The 18,480-nt window shown below is 61.9% G+C and carries 20 protein-coding genes; 10 read left to right on the top strand and 10 right to left on the bottom strand.

Going from position 1 to position 18,480, the window contains the following annotated elements:
- The first annotated feature begins 171 nt into the window (after window positions 1-171).
- Complete coding sequence (rlmF, locus tag ACODSV_RS33010; protein WP_150055626.1) at window positions 172-1,194, top strand: 23S rRNA (adenine(1618)-N(6))-methyltransferase RlmF; 1,023 nt, start codon at window positions 172-174, stop codon at window positions 1,192-1,194.
- A gap of 170 nt (window positions 1,195-1,364) precedes the next feature.
- Here the strand turns inward: rlmF and ACODSV_RS33005 are convergent, their stop codons facing one another.
- The gene (locus ACODSV_RS33005) at window positions 1,365-1,646 is read right to left on the bottom strand and encodes an HU family DNA-binding protein (RefSeq protein WP_024073613.1); all 282 of its coding nucleotides are present in this window, start codon (window positions 1,644-1,646) and stop codon (window positions 1,365-1,367) included.
- Between the two features lie 398 nt (window positions 1,647-2,044).
- Between ACODSV_RS33005 and yejK the strand changes: the two genes are divergently transcribed.
- Both yejK and ACODSV_RS32995 read left to right on the top strand, forming a co-directional pair.
- Complete coding sequence (yejK, locus tag ACODSV_RS33000; protein ID WP_024073612.1) at window positions 2,045-3,049, top strand: nucleoid-associated protein YejK; 1,005 nt, start codon at window positions 2,045-2,047, stop codon at window positions 3,047-3,049.
- Entirely contained in the window at window positions 3,049-3,399 is a 351-nt protein-coding gene (locus ACODSV_RS32995) for a glutaredoxin family protein (protein WP_024073611.1), read from the top strand. Before yejK ends, ACODSV_RS32995 begins: the two co-directional genes overlap by 1 nt.
- Here the strand turns inward: ACODSV_RS32995 and ACODSV_RS32990 are convergent, their stop codons facing one another.
- The 5 genes from ACODSV_RS32990 to ACODSV_RS32970 are packed head-to-tail and all read right to left on the bottom strand — an operon-like array spanning window position 3,400 to window position 7,160.
- Window positions 3,400-4,377: a FecR family protein gene (locus ACODSV_RS32990; protein WP_150054487.1), complete on the bottom strand. Its 978-nt coding sequence runs from the start codon at window positions 4,375-4,377 to the stop codon at window positions 3,400-3,402.
- On the bottom strand, window positions 4,374-4,952 hold the full coding sequence (locus ACODSV_RS32985) for an RNA polymerase sigma factor (protein ID WP_150054486.1): 579 nt from the start codon (window positions 4,950-4,952) through the stop codon (window positions 4,374-4,376). The genes ACODSV_RS32990 and ACODSV_RS32985 overlap by 4 nt, the downstream gene beginning before the upstream one ends.
- Window positions 4,953-4,959: 7 nt before the next feature.
- Window positions 4,960-5,286, bottom strand: a complete 327-nt coding sequence (locus ACODSV_RS32980; protein WP_024073608.1) for a DUF3325 domain-containing protein — start codon at window positions 5,284-5,286, stop codon at window positions 4,960-4,962.
- A complete protein-coding gene (locus tag ACODSV_RS32975; RefSeq protein WP_150054485.1) occupies window positions 5,287-6,861 on the bottom strand; it encodes a PepSY-associated TM helix domain-containing protein in 1,575 nt (524 codons plus the stop codon). It lies immediately after the preceding gene.
- Window positions 6,858-7,160, bottom strand: a complete 303-nt coding sequence (locus ACODSV_RS32970; RefSeq protein WP_150054484.1) for a DUF3649 domain-containing protein — start codon at window positions 7,158-7,160, stop codon at window positions 6,858-6,860. The genes ACODSV_RS32975 and ACODSV_RS32970 overlap by 4 nt, the downstream gene beginning before the upstream one ends.
- Before the next feature lie 170 nt (window positions 7,161-7,330).
- On the opposite strand from ACODSV_RS32970, the gene ACODSV_RS32965 reads away from it, so the two are divergent.
- The 3 genes from ACODSV_RS32965 to fecA all read left to right on the top strand — a co-directional run bounded on the left by ACODSV_RS32965 (window position 7,331) and on the right by fecA (window position 11,187).
- Window positions 7,331-7,819, top strand: a complete 489-nt coding sequence (locus ACODSV_RS32965) for a sigma-70 family RNA polymerase sigma factor (RefSeq protein WP_024073605.1) — start codon at window positions 7,331-7,333, stop codon at window positions 7,817-7,819.
- A complete protein-coding gene (locus ACODSV_RS32960; protein ID WP_150054483.1) occupies window positions 7,816-8,757 on the top strand; it encodes a FecR domain-containing protein in 942 nt (313 codons plus the stop codon). The genes ACODSV_RS32965 and ACODSV_RS32960 overlap by 4 nt, the downstream gene beginning before the upstream one ends.
- Window positions 8,758-8,847: 90 nt before the next feature.
- Complete coding sequence (gene fecA / locus ACODSV_RS32955) at window positions 8,848-11,187, top strand: TonB-dependent Fe(3+) dicitrate receptor FecA (protein ID WP_150054482.1); 2,340 nt, start codon at window positions 8,848-8,850, stop codon at window positions 11,185-11,187.
- A 110-nt stretch (window positions 11,188-11,297) separates the two neighbouring features.
- Here the strand turns inward: fecA and ACODSV_RS32950 are convergent, their stop codons facing one another.
- A complete protein-coding gene (locus ACODSV_RS32950; RefSeq protein WP_150054481.1) occupies window positions 11,298-12,203 on the bottom strand; it encodes a LysR family transcriptional regulator in 906 nt (301 codons plus the stop codon).
- Window positions 12,204-12,308: 105 nt separating this feature from the next.
- On the opposite strand from ACODSV_RS32950, the gene ACODSV_RS32945 reads away from it, so the two are divergent.
- On the top strand, window positions 12,309-13,820 hold the full coding sequence (locus tag ACODSV_RS32945; RefSeq protein ID WP_150054480.1) for an MFS transporter: 1,512 nt from the start codon (window positions 12,309-12,311) through the stop codon (window positions 13,818-13,820).
- 50 nt (window positions 13,821-13,870) lie between these two features.
- Here the strand turns inward: ACODSV_RS32945 and ACODSV_RS32940 are convergent, their stop codons facing one another.
- Window positions 13,871-14,281 carry an HPF/RaiA family ribosome-associated protein gene (locus ACODSV_RS32940; protein ID WP_027604683.1) on the bottom strand — a complete coding sequence of 137 codons (411 nt, stop codon included), beginning with the start codon at window positions 14,279-14,281 and terminating at the stop codon, window positions 13,871-13,873.
- 635 nt (window positions 14,282-14,916) lie between these two features.
- Here ACODSV_RS32940 and ACODSV_RS32935 point away from each other — a divergent pair.
- Entirely contained in the window at window positions 14,917-15,234 is a 318-nt protein-coding gene (locus tag ACODSV_RS32935; protein WP_024073599.1) for a DUF3509 domain-containing protein, read from the top strand.
- On the opposite strand, the gene ACODSV_RS32930 is transcribed toward ACODSV_RS32935, so the two are convergent.
- The gene (locus ACODSV_RS32930; protein ID WP_024073598.1) at window positions 15,231-15,719 is read right to left on the bottom strand and encodes a phosphate-starvation-inducible protein PsiE; all 489 of its coding nucleotides are present in this window, start codon (window positions 15,717-15,719) and stop codon (window positions 15,231-15,233) included. The two genes, ACODSV_RS32935 and ACODSV_RS32930, sit on opposite strands and share 4 nt — an antisense overlap.
- A gap of 343 nt (window positions 15,720-16,062) precedes the next feature.
- On the opposite strand from ACODSV_RS32930, the gene ACODSV_RS32925 reads away from it, so the two are divergent.
- A complete protein-coding gene (locus ACODSV_RS32925; protein WP_003171979.1) occupies window positions 16,063-16,323 on the top strand; it encodes a YebG family protein in 261 nt (86 codons plus the stop codon).
- 54 nt (window positions 16,324-16,377) lie between these two features.
- Here ACODSV_RS32925 and ACODSV_RS32920 read toward each other — a convergent pair whose 3' ends face one another.
- Complete coding sequence (locus ACODSV_RS32920) at window positions 16,378-17,397, bottom strand: Leu/Phe/Val dehydrogenase (RefSeq protein ID WP_069075327.1); 1,020 nt, start codon at window positions 17,395-17,397, stop codon at window positions 16,378-16,380.
- A gap of 185 nt (window positions 17,398-17,582) precedes the next feature.
- On the opposite strand from ACODSV_RS32920, the gene ACODSV_RS32915 reads away from it, so the two are divergent.
- Window positions 17,583-18,386 carry a SirB1 family protein gene (locus ACODSV_RS32915; protein ID WP_069075328.1) on the top strand — a complete coding sequence of 268 codons (804 nt, stop codon included), beginning with the start codon at window positions 17,583-17,585 and terminating at the stop codon, window positions 18,384-18,386.
- Window positions 18,387-18,480 lie beyond the last annotated feature (94 nt).

Raw genomic sequence — 18,480 nt, 5'->3', positions numbered from 1 at the left:
GCCAGGTTTTGGGGCTGCTGCGCAGCCCAACGCGGGGCAAGCCCGCTCGCCACAGTGACAGTGTTCCTCCTTAGCTGACAGGTTTTGGGGCAAGCCCCCTCCCACATTTGCCCGAGTTGAGCTCAGGATGTGTGACAATGCCCACCACTTTGAGCCAACACCAGAATCATCATGACCGCCCCCAGCACGCCCAAACCTCCGCGCAAGAAGCCTAAAACCGCCGCCACGGCCAAGCCCGTGGTGCCGCGTAAAGAGGCCACCCTGCACCCGCGCAACCGCCACCAGGGTCGTTACGACTTCCCGGCGCTGATCAAGACCACGCCGGAACTGGCGCAATTCGTGATCATCAACCCCTACGGCAAGGAAAGCATCGATTTCGCCAGCCCCGACGCCGTGCGGGTGTTCAACCGGGCGCTGCTCAAAGCCTTCTATGGTATCCAGCACTGGGATATCCCGGCGGATTACTTGTGCCCCCCCGTACCGGGGCGTGCGGACTATGTGCATTTCCTCGCCGACCTGTTGGCCAGCGTCAACGAAGGTGTGATCCCACGTGGTGCGCCGGTCAAGGTGCTGGACATTGGCATGGGCGCCAACTGCGTCTACCCACTGATTGGCTACAGCGACTACCGCTGGCACTTCCTCGGTTCGGAGATTGATCCGACAGCCGTCGCAGCCGCCAAGGCCATCGTGCAGTCCAACGGGCTGAACAAGGTGATCCAACTGCGTCAGCAGACCAACCCCAAGCATATCCTGCTGGGCCTGCTGGAGCCGGGCGAGCGCTTTGACCTGACCATGTGCAACCCGCCGTTCCACGCGTCCATGGACGAGGCCACCAAGGGCAGTGAACGCAAATGGCGCGCCTTGGGCAAGGCCGATCCAAAACGCAAATTGCCGGTGTTGAACTTCGGCGGCCAATCGGCCGAGCTGTGGTGCGAAGGCGGCGAAGCGCGCTTTGTGACGCAACTGATCGCCGAAAGCGCGAATTTTGCCCACAAGGTGTTGTGGTTCAGCACCCTGGTATCAAAAGCGTCGAACTTGCCCGCGATCGAAACGGCACTGAAAAAAGCCGGCGTGCTGGAAAGCCGCGTAGTGGAAATGTCCCAAGGCCAGAAGACCAGCCGGTTTGTCGCCTGGACCTTCCAGACCCCGTCCGAGCAGCAGGTGTGGCGCCAACGTTGGGCCCGCAAGGACTAAAACCTGTTGCAGCGAGCTGGCTCGCGAAAAAACCGAGGACAACGCGTCTAACCTGAAAACCTGCGTTCTCGTTGACGCCCTTCGCAAGCCAACTCGCTCCGACAGTCAAATCGCAGGCAACAAAAAACCGTGCCCGGATCGCTCCGGAGCACGGTTTTTTTTGCTGCGTCTTACTTGTTAACAGCGTCGGTCAGGCTTTTGGCCACAACCAGCTTGATAACTTTCTTGGCAGCGATTTCGATGGCAGCGCCAGTCGAAGGGTTACGGCCAGTACGGGCAGGACGCTCGGTCACTTTCAGCTTGCCGATACCTGGCAGAGTGATTTCGCCGCCGTTTTCCAGCTGATCAGCAACGATCTGGCCCAGTTGGTCCAGAGCTGCGCGCGCGGTGGTTTTTGGCGCGTCGATAGCTTCAGCGATATCAGCGATCAGTTGGTCTTTAGTCAAAGCCATTGTGGTGTTCCTTCCCTATCAAATTCATATGGATATTGCAGAGTGCAGTGTCAGCCGTCGAGCCCGACCGTCATGGCCTGGCACCCCCGGCTATAACCACGGAGATCGGGGTTATAGATGCTTGAAACGGGGATTGGTTCGACCTGACAGATGCTGAATGCACGCTTAACGCCGAGTCATGGCGTAAGACGGGGCAAAACTAGCACAGAGACGGGGAAATATCCGCTTCTACCTAGCCATTTGGTCAGCTTTATCGCTCTAAACCGTGAAAAAAAGGCATATACCCCGTCGGAGAGCATCCAAAACCCCTTCGACGCGTGTCTTGGCCAATGGGTGCGGTACACTGGGCAACTTTTCGGGGAGGCCAACCGCTCCCCGCTCAACCAGCCGAGAAGCCTATGCCGATCCGTCATTGCATCGTCCACCTGATCGACAAAAAACCCGACGGCACACCCGCAGTTCTCCACGCCCGCGACTCCGAGCTTGCCGAGTCGGCCGCTATCGAGAACATGCTTGCCGACCTCAACGAGAGCTACAACGCCAAACAAGGCAAGGCCTGGGGTTACTTCCATGCCGAGTCCGGCGCGCACCCGTTCAGTGGCTGGTTGAAGGACTATTTCGAAGGTGGCCAGGATTTCACTGCGTTCAGCCGCACCGCCGTCGAGCATCTGCAGAAGCTGATGGAAGAATCCAACCTCTCCACCGGTGGTCATGTGCTGTTTGCCCACTACCAGCAAGGCATGACCGACTACCTGGCCATCGCCCTGCTGCACCACAGCGAAGGCGTGGCGGTGACCGATGAGCTGGACGTGACCCCATCGCGCCACCTGGACCTGGGCCAGCTGCACCTGGCGGCGCGCATCAACGTCTCCGAGTGGCAGAACAACAAGCAATCCAAGCAGTACATCTCGTTTATCAAAGGCAAGAACGGCAAGAAGGTCTCGGAGTACTTCCGCGACTTTATCGGCTGCCAGGAAGGCGTCGACGGGCCGGGCGAAACCCGCACCCTGCTCAAGGCCTTCAGCGACTTCGTCGAAAGCGAAGACCTGCCGGACGAATCTGCCCGCGAAAAAACCAAGACCCTGGTGGATTACGCCAGCAGCCAGGCCAAGCTCGGCGAACCCATGGGCCTGGAAGAACTGTCGAGCTTGATCGATGAGGATCGGCCCAAGGCGTTCTACGACCATATCCGCAACAAGGATTACGGCCTGTCGCCGGAAATTCCCGCCGACAAGCGCACGCTCAACCAGTTCCGCCGCTTCACCGGCCGCGCCGAGGGCCTGTCCATCAGTTTTGAAGCGCACTTGCTGGGCGACAAGATCGAGTATGACGAAGCCGCCGGCACCTTGATCATCAAGGGCTTGCCGACCCAACTGACCGACCAGCTCAAGCGCCGTAACTGATGCTCGGCGGGGTCTTTAAAAAAGTCCTGCTGGTGTTGCTGGTGGTGGTCGTGATCCAGAACTGGGGCAAGGTCGAACGGCTGTTCAACCCGTCCCAGGTGGTCTCGGAGCAGACGCGGGCTTCGGCCCACGTTGTGCTGTATGCCACCCAATGGTGTGGCTACTGCAAGCAGATCCGCCGCTTCCTCGACCAGAAAGGCATTCCGTACCAGGCGCTCGATATCGAAAAGGACGCCCAGGCGCGCCAGGCCTATGAAGCGTTGGGCGGCGGCGGGATTCCGTTCGTGGCGGTGAACGGCACGCTGATCCGCGAGTACAGCCCCGAGAAGATCATGGCCGCGCTGAAGTAATCAGCGCACCACGATCATTCGCCCCAGCAGGCTGTGCTGTTCGAAGCCCAATACCGCCTGCAACGCGTTCAGTACTGCCTGCGGGTCTTTGCTCGGGAAGCTGCCGCTGACCCGCTTGGCCCCCATCTCGTCGTTGAGCAGCACGATGCGGCCAGGGTAGTAACGGCCCAGGTCCTTGAGCACATCCGCCAGGGGCGCCTTGTAGTAGTTGAGCCAGCCGTCGCGCCAGGCCAGGCGCGATTCGCTGTCGACCGCGTGCAGGGGTTCTGCGACGCCTTCGGCGTAGGCCACTTGTTGCCCAGCCGTAAGAATTTGCTGCTGAGCCTGCCTGGAAGGTGTCACACCCACCCGTCCCGACAACACCGTGACCTGAGCCCCTGCCGCTTGCAGGCGCACTTCGAATTGCGTGCCCAGCACCCGCGCCTCACCACTGCCCGCCGCCACCACGAATGGCTCACCCGTGTGCGTCACGCTGAAAAAGCCCGCGCCGCGCCGCAGTTGGATATGCCGCTCGCCCTGGCTGAAATCCACGGCGATGGCGCTGTCGGCATCCAGGATGACTTGGGACTGGTCGGCCAGGGTGACGGTCTTCACTTCCCCCGGCGCGCTCACATAATCGGCGCCAAAGTCATCGATCCAGCGCGACGGCTGCCAACCCGCGGCCATCGACACCATCACCAGCAGGCACGCGGCCGTGGCCAGCGCACCGGACCAGCGCACCACTCGCGAACGCCTGCTGGCGCTCATGGCATTGAGATAGCCCTGCAAGGCCAGGGCCTCTTCGTCGGCCAACAGGCGCGCCGGCACTTCGCTCAATTCCCACACCACCTGGGCCTGGGCATAGGCCTCCACATGCGCCGGGTCAGCCCGCAGCCAGCGGCTGAAGGTAGCCTGGTCGCCGCTGCTGGGCTGGTCGTGCAGCAGGCTCAGCCAGGCCAGTGCGGCGTGTTCCTGGTCAGGCGTGGGGGTGACGTTCACGGTGCTTTCCCTGGCGTGCGTGGAGACGATGGCTCACGAAGGCTGGCTTTACAGGCTTCGAGGGCACGCATCATATGTTTTTCCACCGCGCTTTGGGACAGCCCCATGGCCTTGGCGATGTCCGCGTACTTGCGGCCATGGATGCGGTTAAGCAAGAAAATATGCCGGGTGCGTTCCGGCAAACTGCGCAAGGCGGCCTCGACATGGCGCAGGTCGTTGCCCGCCTCCAATGCCGCCTGGGGTTCTGAACCCTGGTTATCCTGCTGCTCCGGCAGCCAGCCTTCGTTGCTGCGCACGCGGGCGCCTTCGCTGCGCAAGTGGTCGATGGCGATATTGCCGGCGCAGCGCAGCAAGTAGGTACTGAGCTCTTCAACCTGTACCAGGGGCCGGCGCCAGAAGCGCAGGAACAGGTCCTGCACCAGGTCGGCCGCCGTCGCGCGACAGCCCACGCGACGGCTGACCAGGGCTTCCATCTGCGAACGCTGGGACAGGAACACCTGTAGAAAATGTGCGCGCCCACCCGCCACATCGGTATGCGGGCTGTCCTGGGGTTCGGGTGGCGGGCTGATCATCATGGCGGGCTCAGAGCGTGGCGACGGCTGCAACGGGGCAGGCCAGCAGGCCGATGCCCGCCAGGTTCATGGCCAGCCTTGGCCGATACGGCAACAGCAACACCAGCAGTAATGCGCTGAGCATCAATACCGCGCACCACTGCACCAGGCCCTGGCCCCACCCCGCGATCACTACCGCAGGCCAAATCGATACCGTCAGCAGCAACCAGCCGGCGGCGCGTAACCCCAAGCGCCGACGCGGGGAGGGTTTGCTGTGCAGTAATTCACCATGGTGACGATCGGTGGACAGGCACAACGCGGTGAACCCGGCGTAACACATCAGCAGCGCTACGAGCATTCAGTGCGCCTCCGGCTTGAGTTTGAGCGAAGGCCCACACTCGGCCTTGGATTGAAACGCGGCACGGCGTTGCATCTTCCAGGCCGCCCAGGCCAGGAACACACCGCTGCCCAGGCACGTCAGGTCGAAGCCAGCCATGGCCCAATCGCCCCTGGCCAGTGACACCCCCAGGTGTTCGGAGGTGGTGATTGCGTTGAGCAAGGGTACGGCGACAAACAACAGCGCACCGACACCCAATTGCTCGACCCAACCCTGGCGACCTCGACGCAACATGGCGTGCAACAGGCTCAGGCCCCAGGCAATAAAGAAGACCTGCACTTCCCAGGCGGAACGCTCGGCGACACTCACCGGCAGCAAACGGTTAGCCCAGAAGAACGCGGCGATGGCGATCATCAGCCCGGACATGCTGGCGATGTTCAGCACCTCCACCAGTTTCAGCTCAAACGGCATCACGCCGCTTTTGACGTGCTTGAGCTGGCGTTTGCCCAGCCAGATCACCAGGCCGGTGCCAATCATGGCCGTGCCCGCCAGGCCGCAGATAAAGTACAACCAGCGCAGCACCGGGCCGGCGAAATGGCCCATGTGCAAGCCGTAGAAACTGCCGCCGATAACGGCGGGCAACGACGGCTCGCCACTGACGCGCACCTGCTCTCCCGTGGTGCCGTTGAACGACACGATGCTGCCGAAGTCATGCACCACGCTGTCGGAACCGGCGCGGAACACATTCACCGACGCATTCACGTCGCCGGGGTTATTCACCGCCACGCGTCCGACATGACCGCCCGCCCATTGCTGCCGCGCCTGCGCGTACATCGGTCCCAGGGGCAACAACTTGCCTGGCTGGCCAAGGGCCGGCGCATTGTCGGTCGCCGGGAACACTTCGCTGAAGAACGCCCGGGTGTCGTCGCCATAAGAGGCCATGATCGGCGCCGGCATCACCATGCTCATGAAAATCACCAGGCTGCTGTAGGTGATCATCAGGTGAAAGGGCAACACCAGCACGCCCACCGCGTTATGCCCATCGAGCCAGGAACGCTGGCCTTTGCGCGGGCGGAAGGTGAAGAAGTCCTTGAAGATTTTCTTGTGGGTGATGATGCCGGTGATCAAGGCGACAAACATCACCATCGCGGCAAAGGTCGACAGCCAGCGGCCCCACGGGTGAGGCATTTGCAACTGGAAGTGGAAGCGATAGAAGAATTCGCCGCCCATACTTTCACGGACCTGCACCGGTTGACCGCTGACCGGGTCGAGGACTTTCTGGATAAAGTTGCCACGCTTGCCGGGGTCGACCTTGTCCTGCCACATCACCGACAGGCCGGGATCGCGGCTGTCGGGCAGGGTAATAAACCAGCGCGCCGCGGTAGGCGCCTGTTGCTCGAGATAGGCTTGCGCCACCGCGAGGCTGCGGGCGTCATCCACCCCATGCACCTGCACTTCAGGCTGCATCCAATGGGTAATCTCGTCTTTGAAATAGGACAAGGTGCCCGTCAGGAAAATCGCGAACAACAGCCAGCCAAAGATCAATCCGACCCAGGTGTGCAACCAGGCCATGGCCTGGCGAAATCCCTCTTTCATGGGCGTGCCACCCACCAACCCACGCCCGCCAGGGTGGCAAACAGGACGCAGGGCGCCATCACGCCCAGCCAGGCACGCCCGGCCGTGCGGCAGGCAAAGCACCACAGCACCGCCAGCAGATAGAACACAAACGAACTCATCATCCCCACGACCACCGCATCGGCACGGGAAGTCGGCAGCCACAGCGCCAGGCAGATACTGGCCAGGGAAGCCATCAGGTAACCGCCGACAACGGCGGCCAGCACCCGCGAGGTCACGGCGAGGCGATAGGAGACGGGCAGTGAGGTTTTGCTTTTCATGCGGGAGGCGCCAGGTTCGTCAGCGCGCAATATTAATGATAAATATTCTCATAAGCAAAACACAACGGATGAAACACCGGTGCGAGCGGATTGCCGAACCCCTTCCGGGGCCCTACAATGCGAACAATTCTTGTTCTCTAAAGCATATCGATGCTTGCGGAGTGTTCACGTTGAGCCCGTCCCACACCGTCGAAGTCCTGTATCACGAGCATCATCACTGGCTCACCGGCTGGTTGCGACGCAAGCTCGGCTGCCCGCAAAGCGCGGCCGACCTGGCACAGGACACCTTTGTGCGCGTGCTGAGCGCGCGGGAAACCCCGACGCTGGTCGAACCGCGCGCCTTCCTCACCACCATCGCCAAGCGCGTGCTGTTCAACTTCTACCGCCGCCAGGACCTGGAGCGCGCCTACCTCGAGACGCTGGCACAGATGCCGGAACTGGTCGCGCCGTCGGAAGAAGAACGCGCCATCATCCTGCAAACCCTGTTGGAACTTGACCAACTGCTCGACGGGCTGCCCAACCGCGTCAAACGCGCATTCCTGCTGGCCCAGCTCGATGGCCTGACCTACGCGCAAATCGGCGCCGAACTGGGCATCTCCATCGCCACCGTCAAACGCCACCTGAATAAAGCCGCCATGCGCTGCTATTTCGCCCTATGAATTTCTCGACCCACATCGCCGAGCAAGCCGTGCACTGGTTGATGGAGATGCAGCAAGGCGCGCTCAGCCCGCGCCAGCAGGCGGCCTGGCAGCAATGGTTGAATGCCCACAGCGAACACCAACGGGCATGGGACCACATCCAGCGCGTCAACCAGCGCCTGCGCGACATGCCCTCGCCCCTGGCCCATGCGGCGTTGAACGCACCGAAATCCAGCAGCCGACGCCAGGCGCTGAAGCTGCTGTTGATCCTGGGTGCCGGCTCGGCTGCGGCCTGGAGCCTGCGCCAGCAACATATCCTGCCCCCCCTGAGCGCCGACTACCGTAGCCCCGTCGGCCAACGCCGCAAGGTGCAATTGGCCGACGGCAGCCAGTTGCAGCTCAATACCGGCAGCGCGGTGGATGTGCATTTCGATGGCCAGCAACGGCTGATCCGTCTGCTCGAAGGCGAGATCCTGCTGAACGGTGTCGCCGGCAACACACCGTTGCAGGTGCTCACCGGCCAGGGCCTGCTCAGCAGCCAGGCTGCTCGCCTGAATGTGCGCCAGTACAACGACCATACCCACGTGGCGGTGTTCGCGGGCCGGGTCGAAGTGATGCCCAACCGCTACAGTGGCCTGCCGCTGACGGTCGAGGCCGCGCGCCAGGTGAATTTCACCCGCAAGGGCTGGGATACGCCACGCCCCACCGACGACAACAGTGGTGCCTGGGCCGACGGCATGCTGGTGGCCGCGCATATGCGCCTGGAAGATTTCCTCGCCGAAGTGGGTCGTTACCGCCGAGGCCAGGTCAATTGCGATCCGCAAGTCGCCAACCTGCTGCTGTCCGGCAGCTATCCGTTGGACGACAGTGAACGCATTCTCGATCTGCTGGAGGTCAGCCTGCCGGTCAAGGTGCGGCGCTTTACCCGCTACTGGGTGACCGTTCAGGCACGCGCTTGAAGTATTGCGCGCAACCGTGAGCCGTTTTCCGCACCTCGCGTGACAGAGAAGGAAAGCCCCCTTGATCCTTCCTTCTCAGGACCGCTCTTCATGCCCCAGCAACCGCCCCTTCTCACCCGCACCTTGCGCCAACTGCTGCTAGGCGCCAGCCTCAGTTTTACCGCCCTGCCATCGGTAATGGCGGACGACACCAAGACCTATCAGATCGCGCCCGCCTCGCTGGAGGCGGCGCTCAATCAATTTGGTCGCGAAGCCGGCGTGTTGATTTCCTTCGGTTCAGACGTCACAGCCGGCCTGCAGAGCCGTGGGCTGTCCGGCAACTACAGTGCCGCCGACGGGCTGCAAACACTGCTGGAAGGCACCGGCCTGCAAGCCCGCGCCGAAGGCGACAATGCCTACAGCCTGCAACCGGCCAATGCACCGACCACGTTGGAGCTCGGCACGTCCACCGTCGTCGGCGACTGGCTCGGCGACGCGGCGCAAGCCAATGTGTTCGAACACCCCGGCGCGCGTGACGTGATCCGCCGTGAGGCATTCGAACGCCAGGGCGCGACCCAGGCCAAGGACGTGCTCAACCGCATCCCCGGCGTCAATGCTCCGGACAATAACGGCACCGGTAGCCACGACATGGCGCTGAACTTCGGCATCCGCGGCCTCAACCCACGCCTGGCGTCGCGCTCTACGGTATTGATGGACGGCATCCCCGTGCCGTTCGCGCCGTATGGCCAGCCGCAACTGTCGTTCGCGCCGATCAGCCTGGGCAACATGGACGCCGTGGACGTCGTGCGCGGCGGCGGTGCGGTACGCTACGGCCCGCAGAACGTCGGCGGCGTGGTCAACTTCGTGACCCGTGCGATCCCGGATGCGCCCACCGTCAAAGGCGGCTTGCAGACCGAAACCAGCCCCTCCTCCAGCCACGATGGCTTCAAGAGCACCGCCAACCTGCTGGCCGGCGGCACCGCCGACAACGGCCTGGGCGGCGCGCTGCTGTACTCCGGTACCCGTGGCGGCGACTGGCGCGAAAACAGCAACACACGCATCGACGATCTGATCCTCAAGGGCAAATACCAGCTCGACGACGCCAACAGCTTCAATGCCATGGCGCAGTACTACGAAGGCCAGGCCGACATGCCTGGGGGCTTGAACGTGGCGGACTACAAGGCCGACCCGTATCAGTCGACCCGCCCCTACGACAAATTCTGGGGCCGCCGTACGATGTTCAACGTCGGCTATCGCTACGAGCAGGACCGCCGCGAGTTCACCGTCAACAGCTTCTTCACCAAGACCCTGCGCAGCGGCTACCTGGACCAGGGCACGTTCCTTTCGCTGTCGCCGCGCGAATATTGGGTACGCGGCCTGGAAACCCGCCTCGCCCAAGGCTTTGACCTGGGCCCCACCAGCCATGAAGTGGGCGTGGGCTATCGCTACATCAACGAAGCCGGGCATGAGTTGCGCTACCGCACACCGATTTCCGCCAACAACCAGCAAATCCCCACCACTGACAGCCGCAACGACCGCGACACACGCGGCGGTACCGAAGCCAATGCATTCTTCGTCGATGATCGGATTGATATCGGCCGGTGGACCATCACCCCGGGCATTCGCTACGAGATGATCGAGTCCCAGCAGAGCAACAACCTGACCAACGTCAACTACAAAGGCGACTACAACACCGCCCTGCCGGCGCTTAATGTGCTGTATCACCTGACGGACGACTGGAACCTCTACGCCAACACCGAGGGCTCGTTCGGCAGTGTGCAGTACAGCCAGATGCCTAACCGCGTGACCAGCGGCGAAGTGAAACCGGAAAAAGCCCGCACCTGGGAACTCGGCACACGTTATGACAATGGCAGCCTGCGCGCGGAAATCGGCGCGTTCCTGATCAACTTCGACAACCAGTACGAAAGCAACCAGACCAACGATTCCGTGATCGCCCGTGGCCAAACCCGTCACCAGGGTATCGAGACCAGCGTCAACTATGCCCTCGACGGCTTGAGCCCGGCGCTGGCCGGCTTCGATGTGTACGCCAGCTACGCCTACGTCGATGCAACCATCCGTGAAGACGGGCCGAACAAAGGCAACCGCGTGCCCTTCTCGTCCAAGCACAAAGGCACCCTGGGAGTGGGTTACACCGAAGGCCCGTGGAAACTCAACGTGGACAGCAGCTACCAGAGCAGCCAGTTCGCCGACAACGCCAACACCGAGGCCGAAACCGCCGACGGTGCCAATGGGCGCATCCCCGGCTACATGCTGTTCAGCAGCCGCGCGGCCTATGATTTCGGCCCGCAGCTGTCGGATTTGAATGTGGCGGTGGGCGTGAAGAACATCTTCAACAAGCAGTACTACACGCGCTCGTTCGACGATAACAACAAGGGCAAATACATCGGTGAGCCGCGCACGGTGTACCTACAGACGTCTATCGCGTTCTGACTGCTCGAGCGACAAACAGCCTGTGGCAAGCGGCGTGTGTTGTAGCCAGCAGGCTCGCCACAGTAAACCCGCTCGCCACCCTGGTAATGCGCGCGCCTGATGGGCCGGCTCTAACTGCCCGCCAGGCAACTGGGCGTGCCTGCGACCAGGGCGTCGATGGCGCAGCGTGTTTTCGCCGGCATATGCGTGGCGGTCGGCCAAATCACATGGATCGGCGCGGGCTGGTCGCGGTAGCTCGGCAGGACCGCCTCCAGTTGCCCGCGCAGGACATAGTGCGCAATCAACCAACTCGGCAACCAGGCCAGGCCAACACCGGCGATAGCGGCATCGGCCTGGAGGTCATCCATCATCAAGGGCGAAGCGACGCGCACACGGTGCGAGCGACCCTCGGCGTCATTCAACTCCCACTCCCGGCGCGGGGCACTGCAGCGGTAGGCGATACCGCGATGCCCGGCCAGGTCCTCGATGCGCTCTATTGCCCCCACGCGCTGCAAATACACCGGCGAGGCGGCAAGGCCGATGGCCTGCTCACCCAGGCGGCGGGCGCTGAGGCGATCGGTGTCGGGCAGCGCGCCGATGCGCACAGCCAGGTCGAAGCCTTCCTGGGCCACGTCGATCAGCCGGTCGGAGAAAGAAATCTCGATGTCCAACTCGGCAAATCGGTCCATCAGGCCCCAGAGTGCCGGCGCCGCATAATGATGCCCGAACGCCAGTGGCAGGCTCGCCCTCAAGCGGCCGCGCGGCTGTTGCCGGCCGCTTTCCAGTACCGATTCGGCGGCCTCCAGTTCGGCCAGCGCGCGCAGGCAATGTTCGTAGTAAGCCTGGCCATCCTCGGTCAAGCGCTGGCGGCGGGTAGAGCGTTGCAACAGGCAGGTTCCCAGGCGGGCCTCGAGGCGCGCCAGACCCTTGCCGACGGCCGAGCGCGTGAGGTTGAGCCGTTCGGCGGCCTCGGTCAGGTTGCCGCTTTCGACAATCTGTAGAAACAGTTCAACGCCATCAAAACGCGGGGTGGCCATGGTGCAATTGTCGCCCTTGAGTCCCTTATCGAAAGAAAACTTATCACGAATAAAGAATCACATTCCCCTGAAAATAACGTGACACGTCATTCACAGGAGAATCCCATGCCACCCACCGCCACGTTAGCGGCCGTCAGCCCACCGCGCACCGCCAGGCATGGCCTGGCGCTCACCGCCGTATGCCTGGTCGCGCTGATGTTCGGCCTGGAAATTTCCAGCGTGCCGGTCATCCTGCCCACCCTGGAACAACAACTGGGCACCGGCTTCCAGGATGCCCAATGGATCATGAACGCCTACACCCTGGCCTGCACCAGTGTGCTGATGGCCGCCGGCACCCTGGCTGACCGCTTTGGGCGCCGACGCATGCTGGTGCTGTGCCTGTGGTTGTTTGGCCTGGCGTCGTTGGCCTGTGGGCTGGCCGAGGATGCGTCGCTGCTGATCACCGCGCGGTTTGTCCAGGGCATCGGCGCAGGTGCGATGATGATTTGCCAGTTCGCCATCCTCTCGCACCTGTTCCGCGAACCCGCGGCACGGGCACGGGCCTTTGCGATATGGGGGGTGATTGCCGGCGTGGGCCTGGGCTTCGGGCCGATGATCGGCGCATTGATCCTGGCGATCGCGGATTGGCGTTGGGTGTTCCTCGTGCATGTGCCGCTCACCCTGTTCACCTTGGTGCTGCTGCGCATCAGCGTGCAGGAGTCCCGCGACCCGGCCGCCCATCGCCTGGACATCGCCGGCATGCTCACCTTGACCCTGTCGGTGTTTGCCCTGGTGTACTTCATCACCCAAGGCAGCGAGCACGGCTTCGGCACACCCGCCATGCTCGGCTGGGCGGCTTTGTCGGGGCTCGGTTTGCTGCTGTTCATCACGGTCGAGCTTCGCAGTGCGCACCCGATGTTCGACTTCTCGGTGTTCCGCATCCAGCGTTTCAACGGCGCGTTGATGGGCTCGATCGGCATGAACTTCAGCTTCTGGCCGTTCATGATCTACTTGCCGTTGTACTTCCAGGCGGGCCTGGGTTACGACACCTTGACCACCGGCGCCGCGCTGCTCGCCTACACCCTGCCGACCTTGCTGGTACCGCCGTTGGCCGAGCGCCTGGCCCTGCGTTATGGCGCCGAACGCATTATTCCGCTGGGCCTGGGCCTGATGGCCGCAGGCTTCCTGGCCATGGCCGCGGTCAACGCGGCCGAGCACCCACGTATCGGGTTGGTGCTGCTCAGTTGCGTGATCGCCGGCGTGGGCCTGGCGCTGACCAACTCGCCCACCACCAACACCACCACCGGTTCGGTGTCGGCCGACCGGGCGGGCATGGCCTCGGGCATCGACCTCAGTGCACGGCTGATCACCCTGGCCCTCAACATCGCGCTGATGGGGCTGGTGCTGTTGCTGGGGATCAGCCATCGACTGGCCGAGGTGTTGCCTGCAACCACGGCAATGGATTGGCCGGCGATCAGCCAACACATCGCCGCAGGAAAGTTGGAGTCGAGGGGGCTGGCATTCAACGATGCCCAGGCGGCCCTGCGCCACGGCGCCGGTTGGGCGATGTTGTTTGCCGGGTTGGGTGCTTGTGGGCTGGCGATGCTGAGCCGGTATTTCTTCCGACGTGGCGGCTAAACGAAAACGGGCCTGCAGATGCAGGCCCGTTTGCAGGGGGTGAAAAATAGTCAGCCGTTGATGACAGCGTTTTCGTTTTCCAGGAATTCCTGTTCCAGCGCGTCTTCGTTCACTTTGTTGATTGGCTGGTTTTTCGCGGCAGCGCGGGGCTTGCCTTGCAGTCTGCCAAACAGATGTTCCAACGCGTGATCCAGTTTGGTCGCTGCACTGTCAATCGCCTGTTCCAGGGTATCGCCCTTGGCGGAAACCGACAGCGGTTGATGGCCTTTTGGCCGCGCTTCCAGGCGGCAACTTAAATCGTGGGGACCGGGCTTGTCGCCGTTCTCATCCCGCAGGTAGACCTCAACGCGGGTCAGGTCCTCTTCATAACGTTCGAGCGTGCTCTCAATGGTAGTACGTACCCACTCCTCCAGTCGGATGCTGCTTTCAATATGGTTATCGCTATTGACTTGGATTTGCATAGTTCTTCCCTTATTTCAGCTAGCTCGCGAGAGATCACAAACTGCAACACCGGGGTGGTGAAACCATGACCTCTTGATTACACAATTGAGCACTCAGAAGAACATTTCAAGCCCTTTGCAAAGATAAATCCTACATTACAAATTAACCCTGACTACGAGCAAAAACGCTGGTAGGGTGGGGAGTTAGTTACATCTTCTTACTTCCCCGCGATCGTTATAATTGCCCCTCTCCCCATGGGTGCAACCCGCTAAAAATCCCCGCCAGGTATCGAACGTGTTCGTCGTGGTGATCGGGCTGATTGCGCTGTCTGCGATCATTTTCTCTGTGTTGCCCTGAAACGACGCACAGCACTCCAGCACAACACAGCACGACCGAGGGAGGGGCTTGTTTGCGCTGACGGTGGTTCAGCCGAGTATTCATTGGCTGATCCACCGTCAGCGCAAACACGCCCCCTCCCACATTCTGACTTCAACGCCTGGGAGGCCGCTGTACGGCACGCCCCTTGCTGTATGGCTGATGAGGCAAACGGATGTTGTGAAACCTCAGCGACGGAGTGGCCGGTGGTCAGGCAACGCGAACTAATCCAGACGCCGGTCGTCAATGACTGCATGTTCTTATCAGGCGGTAACGCACCATGGACAACCCTTTTCAGATCATCACCGACACGTTCACCCCTCAATACCGGGTCAACCTGAGCATCCAGCGGCTGGATGGCAGCATCATGCTCACCCTCTCCAACGAGAAGGGGGTGGTGGCCAAGCGCATGATCAGCGCCGAACAACGCAACGACCCGCAACGGCTCAAACGCCTGGTGCAAAGCATACAGTTCGGCATTGCCATCGAGCAGGGCCACAGCGCCATGGAAATCCTGGCGGTGATGACGGACGGGGACAGTCACAAACTATTGCAGCGACCGCCCACCCGTGCCCTGCCTTTCAGCATCGGGCTTTAAAGCTCGCCCTTCTCGGTTTCCAGGTTCGCCTCGCCCTTGCGACGCGGGCCTTCGACCTTCACCGAAGGGAACGCCGACGAGGCATAGCGCACCACCAGGATCGAGAACGCCAGCAGCAGAATCCCGCCGCACAGGTAGATGATGCCGATGTCCGGCGGGTTGTGGTGGGACACGTTGGAGATCAACAGGCGCGTCAGCGCGGTGATCGCCACGTAGATCAGGAAACGCACCGGCATGTGGTTGGTCTTGAAATAAATCCCGACCATGGCCCCCAATTCCAGGTAGATGAACAGCAGCAAGATGTCATCGATCTTGATGTGCCCGTTCTCCAGCATCCCCAGGAACTCCATCACCGCCGCCCAGGCGGTCACCGCACCAATGGCGAACAACGCCAGGTAGTGGAACGACTCGACAAACAGATTACCCAGGGACTCGGCCAGCCCATGGACGTTCTGGCGTAGCTTTTCGGCCCAGTTGAATTTCACGATGATACTTCCTTAGGTCGGTTCGACCGGATAATGCGGGTTGGACATGACGGTTGTTCTGCATGCAGAAAAAAGGCCAGGGTAGGCATAAGATGATGGCGGGGTGACATGAGGCACGTCATTCGAAAACGGATTTATCAAGGCCACTGAGGACGGTAAACCCTGGGATGTTTCCAGCAAAATCCCGGCAGATAGTCAGAAATTTCCGTTGTAGCAATCTCCCACTTAGCAGCTACATTAAAAATCCTGCTATCCAAACCCGCGCGTTTGGCATATGCTTTTCGCTGTATATAGATACAGTAGTAGCAAAAGACAACTATCGTGAAGGCATGTGAGGTGGTGAATGGCCGTCGAAGTGGTATACCGCAGCAGCCGAGATCTGGAGCGTTTGTTCATGGATAAAGCCGAAGCTGACCGTCATGACAAGATGCTTGAACTCGCCGAGTTGCTAGCAGAAGTGTTGCAAAAAGCCGTGCCGTCCCTGAGTGAGCAGCAGGTTGAAGAGGCCGGGATCTACATGGCGAAGAACCGCGATGTATTTGCCAAGGCGTTCAAGAGCCAGCCGGACGCGTTGTCCGAGTTGCTCAACGCCGCGGCGGAATAAAGCCCGAATTGAACAGGCCCTGAATCATCGATTCAGGGCCTTTTTAATGCCTGGTTATTGGTAGAGCAGGCGCTCGGCCAATTCGTCCGCCACCCGTGCCGGGGAGCGTTTTTCGGCCTGGGCGTGGGCGAATATTTCGGTCAAGCGCGTGCCGATGTTCGACAGGTGTGCGGTGATGGTCGGCAGCTCCGCGCCGCTGTGCTTGAGGGCAACGTAGATCAGGCCGCCGGAGTTGATCACGTAGTCCGGGGCATAGAGGATGCCGCGCCCTTCCAGCTGGTCGGCCACTTGCAGGTTGGTCAGTTGTGCGCTGGCGGAGCCGGCCACGGCGGCGCAGCGCAGTTGGCCAACGCTGGTGCGGTTGAACACAGCGCCGAGCCCGCAGGGCGCGAGGATGTCGCAGGGCGTGCTGAGCAAGGCGTCGTTGGCAATGGGGTGCGCGCCGAGCTGCTCCATGGCCAGTTGCACCTTGCCGTGGTCGATGTCGCTGACCAGCAGTTCGGCGCCAGCAGCGTGCAGTTGTTCAGCCAGGGCGAACCCGACATTGCCCAGGCCCTGGATCGCCACGCGCAAGCCCTCAAGGTTGTCGCTGCCCAGGCGCGCCATGGCAGTGGTGCGAATGCCGGCGAACACCCCCATGGCAGCATGGGGCGCAGGGTCGCCGGCCGCCGTGGTGCTGGTGACAAAGCGGGTGTGCTGGGCAATGCAGTCCATGTCGGCCACCGACGTGCCGCTGTCGATGGCGGTGATGTAGCGGCCATTGAGTTGCTCGATGCACCGGCCGAAGGCTTCGAACAGCGCCGCCCGGCTTTCCACATGGGCGGGGCGCTGGATCACGGCCGTGCCGCCGCCCACCGGCAACCCGGCCAGGGCGGCCTTGTAGCTCATGCCTTGGGCCAGGCGCGCGGCATCGGCGACGGCCGTTTCGTCATCGGGGTAGGCAAGGTAGCGACAGCCGCCCAAAGCGGGTCCCAGGCGGCTGTTGTGGATGGCGATGACCGCCTTCAACCCCGTCACCGGGTCAATGCTCAGGTGCAGCGATTCAAGGCGGTAGCTGTGCATGAGAGCAAACATCGTCGAGCTCCCGAATCACGTCTGGTGTCGCCAAGTATAGGCTTGCGGTAGAAAACTGCCGAAGTGCACTGGAATAAGCCGCCCGGTTTTGCAGGCCCTGCGACATAAGCAGATAGGATCCTTCTCAAGCCACTGGACGAAAATTCACAGCAAGGCTAAAACGGAGGCATCCGTCGGAGAACGCAATGAAGCCGCGCCAAGCTTTTTTCGCCTGCCTGGAACGTTCACCCCCCGCGCTGTTTGAAGCAGCGCTGTGGATTGCTGCCGAACATGACCCGGCGGTGCAGCCGTTGGTGATCCTGCAGGACCTGATCTCGCTGGAACAACAGGTGAATGTGGGCATGCCCATGCTACCGGCGGATGAGCTCGGTCAACCGCTGCTGCGGCGCATGAATGACCTGGGGTTCGCCCAGGACGAATTCACCCCGCTGCGCCCCGCCGCTGCCTTGCTGGACAAGGTGCTGCAACGCAAGCGCGGGCAACCGTTGGCCATGGGCCTGATCGCGATGGAGCTGGCGCGGCGCCTGAATATTCCCATGGTCGGCGTCAACTTCCCCGGCCACTTCCTGCTGCGAGTCCCCGGCGCCGACCACCTGCTCGATCCGTGCGGCGGTCGGCGCCTCTACCCCAATGATTGCCGCGAGCTGCTGCAACGCCAATACGGCCCCAACCTCAAGTTGCAATCAGACCACCTGCACACCGCCGAACCCCGTTCGATCCTGCAACGCCTGTCGCGCAACCTGCGCCAACTGCACCTCTCCAATGACGAGCCGCTGGCGGCCCTGGTCGACGCCGAACGCGTGCTGGAACTGGGTAATGCCAGCGCCGCCGACTACCTGGCGCGCGCCAGCCTGTACCAACGCCTGGACTGCCCCAGCGCCGAACGCTTCGACCTGGAACATGCGCTGCTGCTCAGCGAAGACCCGATCCAGCGCCTGCGCCTGACCGAGCGGCTGGGGCACCTGCCCCCCAACTCCGTGGTGCATTGAACACCCTCTTTCCAGGAAAACACCGTCCTGTGGCGAGCCGGCTTGCCCTAATGCCGTTCAGTTAAGGCTTTTTTGTAGGAGCGAGCTTGCTCGC

It is taken from the genome of Pseudomonas sp. FG86 (genome assembly GCF_057808775.1).
Note: the sequence above shows the minus strand (reverse complement) of the source record. Positions and strands in the feature narration are given on the sequence as shown.